The sequence below is a fragment of the Ensifer sp. B1-9 genome (assembly GCF_050474445.1).
Taxonomy (GTDB): Bacteria; Pseudomonadota; Alphaproteobacteria; order Rhizobiales; family Rhizobiaceae; genus Ensifer.
Genome location: NZ_JBCHVG010000005.1, coordinates 103,340 through 118,272, shown reverse-complemented (window position 1 = coordinate 118,272; position 14,933 = coordinate 103,340). Strand labels below are relative to the sequence as shown.

Genomic DNA, 14,933 nt, shown 5'->3' with positions numbered 1-14,933 from the left:
CGGAATCAGGATGGCGATAGGAGGCGTTCGGCTTGTCCCGCTCCGAACGATTGCTCGATCTTCTGCAGGTGCTGAGGCGCTACCGCCAGCCGGTAAGCGGCCAGAAGCTGGCGGAAGAAACCGGCGTCAGCCTCAGAACGCTCTATCGCGACATCGCCAGCCTGCAGGCCCAGGGCGCCCATATCGAGGGTGAACCGGGCCTCGGATATGTGCTGAAACCGGGCTTCATGCTGCCGCCGATGATGTTCTCGGCCGAGGAAATCGAGGCACTGGTGCTCGGATCGCGCTGGGTCTCCAAGCGCACCGACGACGATCTCGCCGGGGCCGCAGCGAACGCGCTTGCGAAGATCGCCGCGGTGCTCCCGGCCGAGCTTCGCGACGAGCTGGACAGCTCGACCCTGCTCGTCGGGCCGAGCCCGCCGGCCACCAACGGCATCGACATCGCCGCGCTCAGGCGGGCGATCCGCAACGAACGCAAGGTGGAACTCAGCTACGTCGACAACGATGGCAGCGAAACGGAGCGGACGATCTGGCCCTTTGCGCTCGGTTTCTTCGAAAATGTCCGCATGGTCATGGCCTGGTGTGAACTCCGCCTGGATTTCCGGCACTTCCGCGCCGACCGCATGCGCCGGATGACGGTCACCGAGGCACGCTACCCCCGCCGCCGCCAGGTGCTGATGAAGGACTGGCGCGCCAGCCAGAATATTGCCGCGCCGAACCGACAGACGGTCGGCTCCTGAGGCGCGCTGCACGATACTGACAGAAATTGGCGGCGGCCGACCCTAGCCTGCAACTCCCGCAACAAGGAGGCAGAGCATGGCCAAGGCAAATCTGATCGTACTTTATGTCAAGGACCCGCTGGCAAGCGTCGAGTTCTACCGCAAGGTCTTCGAACAAGAACCGCGCGTCGTCTACCAGACCTTTTCGTCCTTCGAGCTACCCGGCGGCTTCACGCTCGGGCTCTGGGCCGAACATACGGTCGCGCCGGAGCCGACGGCATCGGGCCATCGTTCGGAACTGGCATTCATGGTGGAGGATGAGGGAGCGGTGCGCGCGCATTACGACAAATGGAAAGCGGAAGGGCTGCAGATTGCGCAGGCATTGACCGAGATGGATTTCGGTCCGACTTTCGTTGCGCTCGATCCGGATGGTCACCGGCTGCGCGTCTGCCTCTACGATTCGTGACGGGGAAGGCAGCGGCGCGCATCCCGCCGACCGCTGCAGCGCCGCACATCTCGCGGGATGTGCAAAGGTCGCTACAGCATTTTGAAGTGCGGCGGGATGCGCGAATGGTACGGATTAGCGGCCGTAAACGGCGGCGTGAATCTGCGAACGGGACAGACCGATATCGCTCAGTGCATGGTCGTCGAGAGCATTCAGCTCGCGGATCGCACGGCGGGTCTTCGCATATTCCATGATCTTCTGACGGATCTTCATCTTTAACACTCCTTACTTGAACGGACGTTAGATAGGCATTTGCCTAAATTTTGTGTACCGCCGCGATTGCAAGTTAGGCATGCGCCAGACGCGTAGCCGGTTAACGAATATTTGCCGCTTTCGTCAGCGGCAACGAGATCGCGAAGCCAATGATTCGCACCGGAAATCCGGGCGAAATTCACCTGCCGCAAGCAATCACAAATATAGCAGAAAACGTTAGCCAGCCTGCAGTCAGGAAGGCGCTAAATGCGGCGGCAGAGTCAAGCATAGGCTATAACAGGTCAGAAATGAGGCATTTGCAGACCTTGCTCGCCCGTTGGACCAAGCTACGGCGAGAGGCGCCATGCTCCCTTCGTGTCACCGGACACGCGAGGGCACTCGTCCAGCGCGTGCCCTCACTTCAGAGGTTTCTTGAACCGGTGGAACGGCTTGGCTCAGAGAACGCCGCGCATCGGATGCGCCTTGTAGGTGCCGAGGATACGCACCTTCTCGGAGAAGAAGCGAAGCTCATCCATGGCGTGACGCACGCCGATATCGTCCGGATGCCCTTCGATGTCGGCATAGAACTGCGTGGCCACGAACTTGCCGCCGAGCTGATAGCTCTCGAGCTTCGTCATATTGATGCCATTGGTCGCGAAACCGCCCATCGCCTTGTAGAGTGCGGCCGGGATGTTGCGGACATTGAAGACGAAGGTGGTGATGATCAGCTCGTCGTCGCTGCTGCGGGCGATGCGCTGTTCTTCGCGGGAAAGCACGACGAAGCGGGTGACATTGCTTTCGGTATCCTCGACGTTCTCGGCGATGATCTCGAGGCCATAGAGGTCGGCGGCAAGCCGCGGCGCAAGCGCGGCCATCGAGCGGTCGCCTTTTTCGGAGACGAGCTTTGCCGCACCCGCCGTGTCGCCGGCGACAACCGGCTTCCAGCCATTGGAGCGCACGATCTTGCGGCACTGGCCGAGCGCGTGGATGTGGCTGTGCACCGTGCGGATTTCATCCCGCGTCACGCCAGGCAGCACCATCAACTGGAAGCGGATCGGCATGAAATATTCGCCGACGATGTGCAGCCGCGATTCCGGCAAGAGGTGATGGATGTCGGCGACGCGGCCGGCGATCGTGTTCTCGATCGGGATCATCGCGAGGTCGGCGTCACCGTTCTCGACTGCGACGAAGGCATCCTCGAAGGTCTGGCAGGGCAACGGTTCCATCGACGGGAACATGTCGCGGCAGGCCATGTCGGAATTGGCGCCGTAGTCGCCCTGGAAGGAAATCCTGTTGGTCTTGACGGTCACGGTAGCTTCCTTCTCAGGCTTATTCGGAGTGGCGGGCGGAAAGGATACGGCGGGCTTTTTCCAGCTCCACCGGCGTGTCGACGCCGAGCGGAACCGAATCGACGATCTCGACATCGATGCGCATGCCGGCTTCGAGGGCGCGTAGCTGCTCGAGCGATTCGCGGCGCTCCAAGGTGGAAGGTTGAAGCGCGACGAAGCGCTCCAGCGCCCGGCGGCGATAGGCATAGAGGCCGATGTGATGATAAAGCGGGCCCTGACCATAGGGCGCGGTCGCGCGGGTAAAATAAAGTGCGCGCAGCCGCGATTCGCTAAGCGGCGAGCCGACGACCTTGACGATGTTCGGGTTGGTCTTTTCGCCCTCTTCGGTGATTGGCACCGTCAACGTCGCGATATCGGTGCCGGGGTTTTCAAGCGGGTTCAACGCGGCGCGGATCGACGCGGGCTCGACCGTCGGCAGGTCGCCCTGCACGTTGATGACGATCTCGGCTTCGCCGTCAGGGTCGGCCTTCAGCAGCGCCTCATAGATCCGGTCGGAACCGGACTGGTGGTCGATGCGGGTCATCATCGCCTCGAAGCCGGCCGCGCGCACCACGTCGAAGACCTGCTGATCGTCGACGGCGACGACGACCCGGCCGACATCCGCTTCCCTGGCGCGGGTGGCAACCTGAACGATCATCGGCAGGCCGCAAATGTCGGCGAGCGGCTTTCCGGGCAGGCGTGTCGAGGCCATGCGCGCCGGAATGAGCACGATGGCTTTACCTGAATTTTCGCGATTCATGAACTGGCCTTCAAAAACCCCGCTGAAAGTGTCAATAAGTCTCAGTTAGGGGCCGATAATCACTGTTGCAACGCAGAGCCAAAAGACATAGGTTCCGCGCGATTTCAAGATAGGCCGGGTTTTTGTTTGCGCCGGTGGCAAAGGGAGCGTTTGCAGATGAATTCATATGTGAACATGGGCGTGGGTGCCTTTCTGGGGACGGTCTTCGTTCTGATGTCCGTGTCCATTGCATCGGAAGGCATTTTCCATTCCGAAGCTCCCGAGAAGGAAGGCTTCACGATCGTCGCCGAAGAAGGCACGGCTGAAGCCAATGCCGGCGGTGGCGGCGAAGAAGCCGAAGTCGATATTAAGCCGCTGCTCCTCAAGGCCGATGCATCTGCCGGTGCTGCCGTGTTCAAGAAGTGCGCAAGCTGTCACACCGCCGAGAAGGGCGGCCCGAACAAGGTCGGACCGAACCTTTGGGGCGTCGTCAACCGTCCGATCGCCTCGCATGAAGGCTTCAGCTACTCAGCCGGCATGAAGACCTTCTCCGAAGGTGGCAAGGTCAACTGGGACTACGACCACCTCAGCTTCTTCATCGAAGCTCCGAAGAAGCATGTTCCGGGCACCGCCATGGGCTTTGCCGGTCTGAAGAAGCCGGATGAGCGCGCCAACCTGATCGCCTGGCTGCGCGAGCAGGCCGATTCTCCGGCTCCGCTGCCGGATGCTGCCGGCGGCGCTGCCGAAGGCCAGGCCGCTCCGGCCACGGAATCCAAGCCTGCCGAGGGCCAGCCGGCACCGGCGCAATAAGCTGCGCGGCTGGAAACAGTTCAAAAGGCCCGGCCCCGCCGGGCCTTTTTGCATTTGCAGGGCACGGCGACGCCATGCTCCCAAGCGAGATGGCGAGGATTTTCGCTCCCCCCGAGGAAACACACTCCCGAATTTCCTGAGCAGTTACACCAGTAGATAGGCCCATACCGAAACGCTGATGACGCCGAGCGCGGTCGTCAATGTGATCGTCGAGGAGGCGAGCGCGTGGCCGACGTTGAAATGGTTGGCGATCAGCCAGGCGTTTACGCCTGTCGGAACCGCCGATGTCAGCACCAGCGCCGTCGTCCAGTTGTCATTGAGACCAAGCAGGTGACAACTGGTGAAGACGACCCCCGGCATGATGAGGAGCTTCAGAACACTCGTAAAGGAGGCAAGGCCGAGATTGCCGGCAAGGCCGTACTTGTCGAGCGCCATGCCGATCGAGACCAGCGCCGCCGGTGCCGCCATCGCGGCAAGCTGGTCGACGACGGTCTTCACCGGTCCGCCGAGCGGCTGGCCGATGAGATGAAAGGCAGCGCCGCAAGCAAGCCCGATGACCAGCGGATTGCGCACCAAATTGCGGCCGACGCCGGCGAGAAGCTGCAACGGGTTTTGCCCTGGCTTGCCGCTCGTGCGGCGCTCGGCACGCTCCATCAGCAGCGTGCCGGCGATCATCATCACAGGCAGATGGACGGACAGCAGGATCGAAATGGCGACAATGCCCTCCTCGCCGACGATGCGCGAGACCAGCGGCAGACCGATGAACACGGTGTTGGCGAAGGCCGAGGAGACGCCGGCCAATACGCCCATGCGCGCATCGCGGCCGAAAATGAGCATCGCCGCCAGATGCCCGGCCGTCCAGGTCACCGCGACGCCGGAGAAATAGGCGACCCAAAGCGGCCACGGCGAACCGTCCTTGAAATCGGCCTCCGCAATCGTGCGGAACAGCAGAATGGGAACCGCGACGCGAAAGACGAAGTCCCCGAGCGCCTCGCCGACAGCCGGTTTCAGATAGCCTGACCGAACCAAAAGCCAGCCGGCAAGGATCAGGATGAAGATGGGCAGGACGTTCTGGAAAATGTCGGACATGCGCGGGCCTTGGGATGGGACTGCCAGCAATAACCGGGTTCACGCCAGGATCGCAAGCGCGCGGCGGCAGCCGTTTTGAAGGGAACCTTCGCAAGACCGCAGGCGTTCGGGAAGACGATGAGGAAGGTGCCATGCCGCCAGAGAAGCCCATTTATGCCCATAGGGACGACGATCCGCATCTCACGGATGACGCGCTCGCCGACAAGGTGCGGCGTTTCATCGGCTATGCGACGATGATCGACACCAGCGCAGTCTCCGTGATGGCACTCGGCGAGATCGTGGTGCTGACCGGTGTGGTGGCGAGTGAGGCGGACGTCATCTGTGCCGGCGATGCGGCCGCATCGGTGGCCGGCGTTGCCAGCGTCGAGAACCGGCTGACCGCGAGGCCGGACACGGCAGACTAAGTCGAAAGCCAACCCCCTGTCCGCAATCCCCAGGACAACTTTCGGGCGAAACGCTATCGATCCATCCGCAGACACATATTTCGATCGATTCGAACGGAAGTTGGAAATGGGACTGAGGGCCAGGGCTTTCGGGTGATTGCGCAGCTGGGTTGTCGAAACCTGGCCTCAATGCTAAACACGTCGACGTTTGATCGACGAATAACATTTCGGATGACCGCATGAGGACCGACGAGTCAGCAACCAGGTAGGCCGCAACAACGGTTGAAAAGTTGTTGCGGCGTCTGTCGGCTCATACTTCCAAGATCGATGAAGTGGCAGATCGCCGCCGAATGTTCCCCATTTGCGCGGATGTTTCATCATGCCCGATCATAATTCACCCACCTGGTCCTACAGGCTACCGGCGGCGCTGCTGCTGATGGCGCCCTTCGATATCCTGGCGTCACTCGCCATGGACATCTACCTGCCCGTCGTGCCTCAGATGCCTCGTATTCTCGGCACATCGCCGGCAATCGTCCAACTGACGCTCAGCCTCTACATGCTCATGCTTGGCTTCGGACAGGTTCTCTTCGGCCCGCTTTCCGACCGCTTCGGCCGCCGTCCGGTGCTTCTCGGTGGCGCGACCTTATTTGCACTGACGTCGTTGCTGCTGGCGGTCACCACCTCGGCGCCGGTCTTCGTGACACTCCGGCTCGTCCAAGCGGCGGGCGCCTCGGCGGCGCTGGTCGCGACTTTCGCGACGGTGCGGGACGTCTACGGCGCCCGTCCGGAAGGCGTCACCATCTACGGCCTCTTCAGCGCCATGCTCTCCTTCGTTCCGGCGCTCGGACCGATTGCCGGCGCGCTGATATCAGGCGCCTTCGGCTGGCAGGCGATCTTCCTGACGCTCGGTGTGCTCGGCCTTGCGGCGCTCGGCCAGGCGCTGCCGCGCTGGTCGGAAACCCGGCCTGTTCCCTTCGGCAACGGGAAGCCCAGCTTCGCGCCTGTTCTCAGGAGCGGCGCATTCTGGACCTATACGCTCGGCTTCAGCACGGCGATTGGTGCGTTCTTCGTGTTCTTCTCGACCGCGCCGCGCCTGCTCATCGATCGCGCCGGCTATTCGCAGTTCGGCTTCAGCCTGGCCTTTGCGAGTGCGGCAGTGGTGATGATCCTGACCACGCGCTTTGCCAAGGGCTTCGTCGCCCGTTACGGGATCGCGGGCTGCCTCGTGCGCGGCATGGCCGTGATTATGCTCGGAGCGCTGTTGCTGGCCGCCGGCGAAGCTCTCACCATACCCTCGTTCGCAAGCTTCGTGCTGCCCATGTGGGTGATCGCCATCGGCATTGTCATGACCGCCTCGGTAACCGCGAACGGCGCGCTGAAGGCCTTCGATGCGGTCGCCGGAACGGCTGTGGCGCTCTACTTCTGCATCCAAAGCCTGATCGTCGCCCTCGTCGGCACCGGCGCCGTGCTGCTTCTCAGGGGCGATACGGCCTGGCCGCTCGTCGGCTATTGCCTGGTGATGGCGACGGTCACGCTGCTGGCGCTGGCGTTCCTGAACCGGCGTGAAAGGCAATAGCTCAACGTGCCTCCCGGAGCGGTTGCCCGCTCCGGGAGGCATTCAGCCGACCGGCCCGGCGGCTTCCGGAGAGACGAGAAGATGCCCCTTGACCTCGCCCCTGGGACAGGCCCCAGACTTGTCCCATGACCGAATCTTATTTCCTCGCAGGCCGCTTCGGCGCCGCCACAAGACTGTCGCCGAAGGCGCTCCGGCTCTATGCCGAACAGGGCCTGCTCGTGCCCGCCCATGTCGATCCCTCGACCGGCTATCGCTACTACGCCGCCGAGCAAGCGGGCCGCGCCCGGCTGATCGCAAGACTGCGGCAATTGGGTCTGCCGATCGCCCGGATCGCGCGCCTGATCGAGCTTCAGCCCGAGGTGCGCCTCACCGAACTGCGCGCCTGGCTGGCGGTGCAGGCCAAACGGCTCGAGGAACAGAGCGAACTGGTAGAGGCGATCGCCAGGCAATCGAACGGCGGTGACGATCCGTTGTTGAGAGACGTTCGTATCCGCGACGTCGCGCCTTCGAAGGTCGTCTATCGTCAAGGCCACGTGACGGTCGATGCGCTCGAAGCCTTCACGGAAAGTGCCGAAGCGGAGATCCGGAGCTACCTTGCACAATGCGGCATGGACGACGGCGGACCGATGACGCTGCATTTCCACGAACCCGTCAATCATGACGGCAGAGGCCTCGTCGAGGTCGCGATGGGCTATATCGGCAGCCTGGAACCTTCAGGCGATCTGCGTATCCGCCTTCAACCGGCAGCGCGCGAGGCGTATCTTCCCGTACCCGAGCCGTTCGAGACCTTTCCGGCAGTGCTTCGCATCTATGACGCGATCGAGGCCTGGTTCGACCAGAGCGACGATCTGAGTTGCTTCGGCAGCCCTTACGAAATCTATCCCGGCAGTGGCGGCGCCCGTTTCGACGTCGCCTATCCCCTCGTGCCCTAAGACAAACCGCTTCACCCGCTCCTGTATCGATCAAGGGTTCCACCCCATGCAGCACGTTCCCTATGTGGGCTCCGGCCCCTATTGCTACGCCAATTCCTTCGCCATGATGTTCGGCCAGGAGGCACCCTCAACCGCGGCCATCGAGTTCGCCACCGGCAGCCCCTTCGGCATGCAGCTCATCGGCGGCTCGCTGCCGTTCTTCGACCCCTATGGCTGGGACCCGGAAGCCGGGTTCGACGGCGCGCTGGCCGCACTCGGCTGGACCTCGCAGGTCAGCAAGGGGGACGATGCCGAGGACGCGCTTTCTCGCCTCCGCTCGGCGCTGAAGGATGGCCCGGTCTGGGTCGGTCCGGTGGAAATGGGACATCTCCGCCATCAGCCCGGCATGACCGGGCCGATCGAGGCCGACCACTATGTCGTGATTCTTGCGCTCGACGAGAAGCGGGTGCTCATGCACGACCCGCAGGGTTATCCCTATGCCTCGCTGCCGATCGCTGACTTCATGGCGGCCTGGAGCGCGAAGACGCTCAGCTATGGCCGCTCTTTTACGTTGCGGTCAGGCTTCTCTCGCGTGGCAGAGGTTTCGGAGGCAGACGCGATCCGGGCCTCGGTACCGGCCGCGATCCACTGGCTGTCGATGGTGACGGACCGGCCGGTGCCGCCTGAAAGCCTCGGCAACGCCGACGCGGCCGAAGCGCTGGCAGCGCGGATCGAGGACGGCTGCGACCGGGGCCTGCGGGCGCATCTGATCCACTTCGCCGTTCGCGTTGGCGCCCGCCGTGCGGCCGATGCAGCGACCTGCCTCGGGCGGATCGGCTTTGCCCAGTCTGCCGCCATTGCGGGCGAACAGGCGCAACTCATCGGCGCGCTGCAATACCCGCTGGTCTTGCGCAGGGATGCGGAAGCCGCGGAAATCCTGCGCCGGCTGGCGCCGACCTACGATCGGCTGCTCGACGCCCTGCAAGGCGGAGACTGACCCCTCGGACGGCGGGCCGGAGACGGAAAACCGCGTCGCACTTTTCCTGGAATTGCATTTGAAGCTACGCAATTCCGGACGGAAAACCGCATCGCACTTTTCCTGGAATTGCTCCATTTGAAGCGACGCAATTCCGGACGAAAAAACCGCATCGCACTTTTCCTGGAATTGCTCCATTTGAAGCGACGCAATTCCGGACGAAAAAACCGCATCGCACTTTTCCTGGAATTGCTCTAGGCGATAAGCTCGGAGAAGCTCTTCGGCCGCTCTGCCTTGGTACCGCGCACGGCCGCGTAGTGAAGGCCGACGACACCGTTGTCGTAGTGTTCGCTGCCGACGAGCTGCAGTTCGTTCTTTTCCCTGAGCCGGGCGAACCACGGTTCACCGGGCGAAACGACGGGATAGACGAAGAAGTGATAGCGATCGACCAGCCCGAGGCCGATCACCGTCTGTGCCAGGCTGGCGCCGCCCGAGAGATGGATATCGGCGCCGGGCCCAGCCTTCAGGTCCATCAGGTAGCGGGCGAGCGCCGCGTCGTCGGCAGCCACGACCTGCTCGGCATTGTGCCAGCGGCTGATCGCATGCTCGCCGGTGCGGGAGAACACGAGCTTGCGGTAATCGTGCATGCGTCTGGCCATGGTGCGATTGGTCTCTCCGCTTGCTTCATCCTCAAGCGCGCCCGGCCAATAACCGACCATCTCCTCATAGGTGGTGCGGCCGACGAGCACCGTGTCGTAGCCGGCATAGAGCCGGTCGATCGCCCGGTATTGCGCGTCGACCACCGTGCCCATCCAGGCGAGCGGATCGTCCAGGCGGCCATTAAGCGTCGTCATCATCTGCAGGACGATGTTGCGCATGTCATCGCCTCCTCAATGGGTTTGTTCGACGAGGCGGGCCAGTTGCTCCGCCACCGTTCCCCAGCCGTCGTGGAAACCCATCTCCTCGTGCATGTCACGATCGGCCTTGCTCCGGTGCATCACGTGGGCGGCATATTGTGTTCCGGCCGGATGATCGCTGAGCGTGATGATGGCCGTCATGAAGGCATTTTCCGCCGGCCGCCAGCCAGCGACCAGCGCGTCCGTGAAGACGATGCGCGAGAGTTCGTCCACCGCGAGGAAGCACGCATTGATATGCGGCACGAAATCGCCGCCGCCTTCGCTGATCCGGGTCACGAAGCTGCCGCCCGGCTTCAGATCCATGTCGATCACCTTGCATATGGCCGGCGCCGGCACCCACCATTGCTCAAGCCGGGCCCGATCGGTCCAGGCGCGCCAGACGGTCGCGCGCGGCGCCTTGATGATGCGCGCCATCGTCAGGTCGAGTTTGGGGTCTGGGGAGCGGGTCATGTCATTCCTCCTCGTGTTCAGTGACGAATTTTTCCAGCCGATCAGCACGGCCTTCCCACAGTGCGCGCTGCGCCGAGAGCCAGGTCTCGACCACGGCGAACTGCGCCTTCTCGATGGCGCAGGTGCGCACCCGGCCTTGCTTGTGCGTGCGGATCAGGCCGCTGTCTTCCAGGTAATGGATGTGCTTCATGAAGGATGGCAGCGCCATGTCGAAGGGGCGGGCGAGATCGCTGATGCTCGCCGGGCCGCCGCCAAGCCGCGCCAGCACGGCGCGCCGGGTCGGGTCGGCGAGCGCCTGAAAGATCACGTCCAATCGCTCTGAATACTGTTCCATAAGGCTAAGTATCACAAGCAAACACTTAGCGCAATGGCTAACCATTTAAGTTCGACCCGACAGGCTCCGGGCCAATTTATCACACGCGCCGTACCGTCGACCGCAGGTCGAGAGCCGAGGCCGTTTCCCCATTCCCGCGGATATGTTTTACTTGTTGCACCTTGCGAGATCGACACGGTCAGAGGCCAAAGCTCGAATGATGCGTTTTCTTGTATTCGCGGTCGCCGCGCTCATCGCATTCGACGGAAATGCGGCAGAGCAGAACTTCCCCGCCGATGGCGGTCTGATCTATTTCAACATGCCGACCGGCAACATCGGTTGCCAATACACGCCAGCCGGTGGCTCCGATGTCTATACCCCCGAGGACGGCGGCCCGGAACTTGGCTGCGATCGCATCGAACCGACCTATCAGAGGTTCATCCTGGGAAAGGCGGGCAAGGCCCGACGCTTCCAGAATGCCGGCGATACAGCATGCTGCGACGGCTCACATATCCTGAGCTACGGCAACAGCTGGAAGAAGGGGCCGTTTAGCTGTCGGTCCAGCAAAACGGGGCTTAGCTGCGTGCGCAGTGACGGCCACGGTTTCTATATCAGTCGATCGAGGACCGACGTCTATTAGAGCGACGGCGGGAAAGGCACATACGGTTTGCCGCGCGCCGCTGACTTCTGAAGGACGGCCAGGGCGAGTGTTTGGTCGCAAGGCGCTCAAACGTTATTGAGGTGCGCAACGGCCCGCCGCAGCACGCGGGCTCGATCCCGGCAGAAGATCAGCGCTCGCCGATCTCCTGCAGAAAAGTCTCCAGCACGCTGCGGCTCTGTGCCAGCTTTTCCGCCTTCTCTTCGACGAGGCGAATCTGTTGGCGCAGGGTAACGCGCAGTTCGTCGCAGGGTTCAAAGATCGGGCCTTCGCCGCGCACGCAGGGCAGGAACTGCAGGATCGTCGCAAGGGTCATGCCGCCGGCACCCAGGAGCTTGATGCGCTCGACGGTTCTCACTTCCGCCAGATCATAGTCGCGATAGCCGCTTTCGGTGCGCTCTGGCTTCAAAAGCCCCTCGGCCTCGTAGTAACGCAGCATCCTTATGCTGATGCCGGTGCGTTTCGACAGCTCGCCTATTTTCATTCCGTTCCCTTCGCCATGCCCTTGACTCTGACAGCACTGTCAGACCTTAGACCTTTTGGCTCCTTCATGTGAACACACCAGGAGCAAGAACGTGACGAACGAAACCAGCCTCTATCCGGCAGCGCTCAACGGCCGACCAGCCAATGTCGCCGACCTTATCCCCTTGGCCTTTGCCGGCTTCGCGCACTTCACCGCGATCCAGGTCCGGGATCGCAAGATCAGAGGCCTGGACCTGCATCTGAAGCGCCTTAACAACGCCTCGCTCGCCTTCTTCGGCCACGCATTGCCCGACGAGGATCTGCGCGCCCACATCAGGCAGGCGATCGACGCCGGTCCCGCGGACCAGTCGCTGACGGTCACGGTCTTTTCGCCGCACGGCGAATTCACACCCGACAGCATGGATGTGGAGCCCGCGGTTCTGGTGCGCACCGCAGCCCCTTCGAATGGCCCGACCGGGCCGCTGCGGCTCGCGGTGGTGGAACATGAGCGGCCGCTTGCCAATTTCAAGCATGTCGGCGAATCCGGAAAGACCTACTATCTGCATCAGGCCGCGCGCGACGGCTTCGACGACGCCGCCTTCATCGACCGGCATGGGCGCCTCAGCGAAGCAACGATCTGGAATCTCGTCTTCTGGGACGGCGAAGCGGTCATCTGGCCCAAGGCCGAGATGTTGACCGGCACGATGATGGGTACGGTTCAGCGGCAGCTCGAGCGCCTCGGTGTGCCGCAGCACCACGAGGAGATCACCCTTAGCCGGCTCAAGGGATTTTCCGGTGCGGCGGTCATGAATTCGTGGACACCGGGTATCGCGGTCAGCGCCATTGGTGCTACGGCAATGCCGGAGGCAAAGGCGTTCCCGGATCTGTTGCATCAGGCGCACGCGGCGGAACCGGCGGAATCCGTTTCGTAACCATGCCATAGCCCTGCTACGGGTCAGGCCTCGATATCGCCGTTGCGAATGGCGACTTTGACGGCTTGGGCGGTGGTCGCGACGCCGAGGCGGCGCCGCGCCCGGCGCAGCTGGTTCTCGACGGTCCGCTCCGACACGCCGAGCGTTGCGGCGATCCAGCCAGCATCGACAGCCTCGCCGTCACCGAACCGATCACCTTCGACCCAGTGGATCCGCTCGACCACGTCGCCGCGCGCCGAGGAGGCGAAGAACAGGACGAAGCGCGCGGCCCTCGATGGCGAAGGCAGCGCGGAATGCGGCATCGACCGAGACCATGCTCACCCTGCCGCCACCTCCTTCAGGAGTGCTGTGGCTGCGAGCTTTCCGAGCGCGTTGCCGGCAAGCGGACTGTCGCCGGTCAGCATCTTGCGATCCTGGTGCGTCGCGCCGGAAATGTCCTTGTTCACGATCTCGAAGCCAATCCCCTTCAGCTTCTCGCCGAACTTCCAGGTCAAGTGACCGGGCATATAGCCGATGTCGGGGGTCTTGGCGTCGAGATCATCGGGGAAAGCGCAGATCTTGTAACCGGCAAAGATCGGACTGTCGCCGACTGCGAGAAGGGCCGCCGGCCCATGACAGAGCGAGATCATGAACTTGTCCCTGGCGACGGCCCATTCGAGCACGGCCTTGACGTCCCTGCTTTCCGGCAGACCGATCAGCGCTCCATGGCCGCCGGGAACGAACACGCCGATATAGTCGGAATCGTCCCCCAGCGCCGTCTCGATCACATCGGAAAGCTTGAGCGGCTTCTTGAATTGATCGCGATACTTCGCAAAGAAACCCTTCACCTCCTTGTCCTCGGACGGCATCGCCCAGAACTCGAATTTGACCGGATTGCCCGACAGCGTTGCGACGTCGAAGGCAAAGCCGGCCTTGTCGAGGTGGTACATCGGCAGAAGCGTTTCCACCGGGTGGTTCCCGGTCGAGAACATCGTACCGTTATCGGTCAACAGATACCGCTCATCCGCCCCGATCATCAGAATCTTCCAGCGCCCGCCTTTGTAGGGGTTCGGATAGTCCGCACCGCTCAAGTCGGACTTCGGCGATGTGAACTGGCTCAGCGAATAGGGAGAGGGAAAGTATGCATTGTCCTCGGCGGGGTCCGGGGTCGGGCGCTTGTCGTCGGATTGCGGGTTGGCCATGACATCTTCCGTCGTTCGCACTTGATCACGGTCCAAATTAAGGGACCGGTTTCCGAAAACAATGAGGGTTTCCCCCAATGAAAGAAGTACGCGCGCGGCCGAGGGTCGATCCGGCCGGATGGCAATGGCGAGGCGTTCTTCTCACCGCTTGCGGGCGACAATATAGGGACGGTTGTCGTTACCCTTCGTCGCGTGGTTTTCAATCTGCAGAATCTCGAAACCAGCGGCCGTCATCTCTTGGCTCAGTTCGATCTGCCTGAAAATTCCGGCATAGGGCGCTTTTCCGAGTGCCCGCATCGCCGGCAACAACGCCAAACGGATCAGCGGGTTCATCTCTCCGACACAGGGTGTCTTGGAGATGAACAGTCCCCTTGAGGCAAGCAGGGCGTGGATGTTGCCAAGCGTGCCCGAGAGGTCGCGCACGAGATGGAGATAGTTGAAGCCCAGAACCGCATCGTATTGCACGCGCTCGGCCGCGAGCGCTTCGGCCGTCGCGATGCGGAAGGCGAGGTTCGGCACCAGGTCGACGCCGTACCTCTCGCTCGCAATTGCGATCATCGCGGCGGAAAAATCGGTCGCAAGATAGTCCCGCACATCGCCGGCGAGGCGAAACGCCGTCGTCCCCGTGCCGCAACCGAGCTCCAGCACACGGTCATCGGGCAGAAGCAGGGCGCGGGTGCGGTCGAGCGTGCGCTCATATCCGGCCGGGTCCGCGATCGCGCCCTTGGCGTATCGCCGCGACGTCCGGTCCCAGAAACGTGCGTCGCTCGCGGTGCTCATGCAGGCTGCCCC

Annotated in this window: 20 protein-coding genes; 9 read left to right on the top strand and 11 right to left on the bottom strand. The window is 62.7% G+C overall.

Features of this window, described 5'->3' with window-relative positions:
- The first annotated feature begins 32 nt into the window (after positions 1-32).
- Positions 33-740: a helix-turn-helix transcriptional regulator gene (locus ACQ5BM_RS10490; protein WP_429810727.1), complete on the top strand. Its 708-nt coding sequence runs from the start codon at positions 33-35 to the stop codon at positions 738-740.
- A gap of 76 nt (positions 741-816) precedes the next feature.
- Entirely contained in the window at positions 817-1,185 is a 369-nt protein-coding gene (locus ACQ5BM_RS10485) for a VOC family protein (protein ID WP_429810726.1), read from the top strand.
- Positions 1,186-1,299: 114 nt separating this feature from the next.
- On the opposite strand, the gene ACQ5BM_RS10480 is transcribed toward ACQ5BM_RS10485, so the two are convergent.
- The 3 genes from ACQ5BM_RS10480 to ACQ5BM_RS10470 all read right to left on the bottom strand — a co-directional run bounded on the left by ACQ5BM_RS10480 (position 1,300) and on the right by ACQ5BM_RS10470 (position 3,504).
- Positions 1,300-1,437, bottom strand: coding sequence for a DUF1127 domain-containing protein (locus ACQ5BM_RS10480; RefSeq protein WP_173515153.1), 138 nt, complete (start codon positions 1,435-1,437; stop codon positions 1,300-1,302).
- Between the two features lie 434 nt (positions 1,438-1,871).
- The gene (locus ACQ5BM_RS10475) at positions 1,872-2,726 is read right to left on the bottom strand and encodes a prephenate dehydratase (RefSeq protein ID WP_429810725.1); all 855 of its coding nucleotides are present in this window, start codon (positions 2,724-2,726) and stop codon (positions 1,872-1,874) included.
- 19 nt (positions 2,727-2,745) lie between these two features.
- Complete coding sequence (locus ACQ5BM_RS10470; protein WP_429810724.1) at positions 2,746-3,504, bottom strand: 3-deoxy-manno-octulosonate cytidylyltransferase; 759 nt, start codon at positions 3,502-3,504, stop codon at positions 2,746-2,748.
- A gap of 156 nt (positions 3,505-3,660) precedes the next feature.
- Between ACQ5BM_RS10470 and ACQ5BM_RS10465 the strand changes: the two genes are divergently transcribed.
- Positions 3,661-4,293: a c-type cytochrome gene (locus tag ACQ5BM_RS10465; RefSeq protein WP_429810723.1), complete on the top strand. Its 633-nt coding sequence runs from the start codon at positions 3,661-3,663 to the stop codon at positions 4,291-4,293.
- A gap of 144 nt (positions 4,294-4,437) precedes the next feature.
- Here ACQ5BM_RS10465 and ACQ5BM_RS10460 read toward each other — a convergent pair whose 3' ends face one another.
- Entirely contained in the window at positions 4,438-5,382 is a 945-nt protein-coding gene (locus ACQ5BM_RS10460; RefSeq protein WP_429810722.1) for an AEC family transporter, read from the bottom strand.
- A 131-nt stretch (positions 5,383-5,513) separates the two neighbouring features.
- Between ACQ5BM_RS10460 and ACQ5BM_RS10455 the strand changes: the two genes are divergently transcribed.
- The 4 genes from ACQ5BM_RS10455 to ACQ5BM_RS10440 all read left to right on the top strand — a co-directional run bounded on the left by ACQ5BM_RS10455 (position 5,514) and on the right by ACQ5BM_RS10440 (position 9,249).
- Positions 5,514-5,786 carry a BON domain-containing protein gene (locus ACQ5BM_RS10455; RefSeq protein ID WP_429810721.1) on the top strand — a complete coding sequence of 91 codons (273 nt, stop codon included), beginning with the start codon at positions 5,514-5,516 and terminating at the stop codon, positions 5,784-5,786.
- Between the two features lie 358 nt (positions 5,787-6,144).
- Complete coding sequence (gene cml, locus ACQ5BM_RS10450; protein ID WP_429810720.1) at positions 6,145-7,341, top strand: CmlA/FloR family chloramphenicol efflux MFS transporter; 1,197 nt, start codon at positions 6,145-6,147, stop codon at positions 7,339-7,341.
- 125 nt (positions 7,342-7,466) lie between these two features.
- Positions 7,467-8,273, top strand: coding sequence for a MerR family transcriptional regulator (locus ACQ5BM_RS10445; RefSeq protein ID WP_429810719.1), 807 nt, complete (start codon positions 7,467-7,469; stop codon positions 8,271-8,273).
- A 46-nt stretch (positions 8,274-8,319) separates the two neighbouring features.
- The gene (locus ACQ5BM_RS10440; RefSeq protein WP_429810718.1) at positions 8,320-9,249 is read left to right on the top strand and encodes a hypothetical protein; all 930 of its coding nucleotides are present in this window, start codon (positions 8,320-8,322) and stop codon (positions 9,247-9,249) included.
- Between the two features lie 233 nt (positions 9,250-9,482).
- Here ACQ5BM_RS10440 and ACQ5BM_RS10435 read toward each other — a convergent pair whose 3' ends face one another.
- From ACQ5BM_RS10435 to ACQ5BM_RS10425, 3 genes are read right to left on the bottom strand one after another with little or no spacing between them, the layout of a single operon-like run.
- On the bottom strand, positions 9,483-10,106 hold the full coding sequence (locus tag ACQ5BM_RS10435) for a dihydrofolate reductase family protein (RefSeq protein WP_429810717.1): 624 nt from the start codon (positions 10,104-10,106) through the stop codon (positions 9,483-9,485).
- A gap of 12 nt (positions 10,107-10,118) precedes the next feature.
- Positions 10,119-10,595: an SRPBCC family protein gene (locus tag ACQ5BM_RS10430; RefSeq protein WP_429810716.1), complete on the bottom strand. Its 477-nt coding sequence runs from the start codon at positions 10,593-10,595 to the stop codon at positions 10,119-10,121.
- 1 nt (position 10,596) lies between these two features.
- Positions 10,597-10,929: an ArsR/SmtB family transcription factor gene (locus tag ACQ5BM_RS10425; RefSeq protein WP_429810715.1), complete on the bottom strand. Its 333-nt coding sequence runs from the start codon at positions 10,927-10,929 to the stop codon at positions 10,597-10,599.
- Between the two features lie 196 nt (positions 10,930-11,125).
- On the opposite strand from ACQ5BM_RS10425, the gene ACQ5BM_RS10420 reads away from it, so the two are divergent.
- Positions 11,126-11,548, top strand: coding sequence for a DUF6636 domain-containing protein (locus tag ACQ5BM_RS10420; protein ID WP_429810714.1), 423 nt, complete (start codon positions 11,126-11,128; stop codon positions 11,546-11,548).
- A 148-nt stretch (positions 11,549-11,696) separates the two neighbouring features.
- Here the strand turns inward: ACQ5BM_RS10420 and ACQ5BM_RS10415 are convergent, their stop codons facing one another.
- A complete protein-coding gene (locus ACQ5BM_RS10415; RefSeq protein WP_429810713.1) occupies positions 11,697-12,050 on the bottom strand; it encodes a MerR family transcriptional regulator in 354 nt (117 codons plus the stop codon).
- 91 nt (positions 12,051-12,141) lie between these two features.
- On the opposite strand from ACQ5BM_RS10415, the gene ACQ5BM_RS10410 reads away from it, so the two are divergent.
- The gene (locus tag ACQ5BM_RS10410) at positions 12,142-12,960 is read left to right on the top strand and encodes an aminotransferase class IV family protein (RefSeq protein WP_429810712.1); all 819 of its coding nucleotides are present in this window, start codon (positions 12,142-12,144) and stop codon (positions 12,958-12,960) included.
- 23 nt (positions 12,961-12,983) lie between these two features.
- Here the strand turns inward: ACQ5BM_RS10410 and ACQ5BM_RS10405 are convergent, their stop codons facing one another.
- The 3 genes from ACQ5BM_RS10405 to ACQ5BM_RS10395 all read right to left on the bottom strand — a co-directional run bounded on the left by ACQ5BM_RS10405 (position 12,984) and on the right by ACQ5BM_RS10395 (position 14,921).
- Entirely contained in the window at positions 12,984-13,262 is a 279-nt protein-coding gene (locus ACQ5BM_RS10405; RefSeq protein ID WP_429810711.1) for a response regulator transcription factor, read from the bottom strand.
- A gap of 15 nt (positions 13,263-13,277) precedes the next feature.
- Positions 13,278-14,141 carry a glyoxalase III HchA gene (gene hchA, locus ACQ5BM_RS10400; protein WP_429810710.1) on the bottom strand — a complete coding sequence of 288 codons (864 nt, stop codon included), beginning with the start codon at positions 14,139-14,141 and terminating at the stop codon, positions 13,278-13,280.
- A gap of 141 nt (positions 14,142-14,282) precedes the next feature.
- Complete coding sequence (locus tag ACQ5BM_RS10395; protein ID WP_429810709.1) at positions 14,283-14,921, bottom strand: class I SAM-dependent methyltransferase; 639 nt, start codon at positions 14,919-14,921, stop codon at positions 14,283-14,285.
- Between the last annotated feature and the right edge of the window lie 12 nt (positions 14,922-14,933).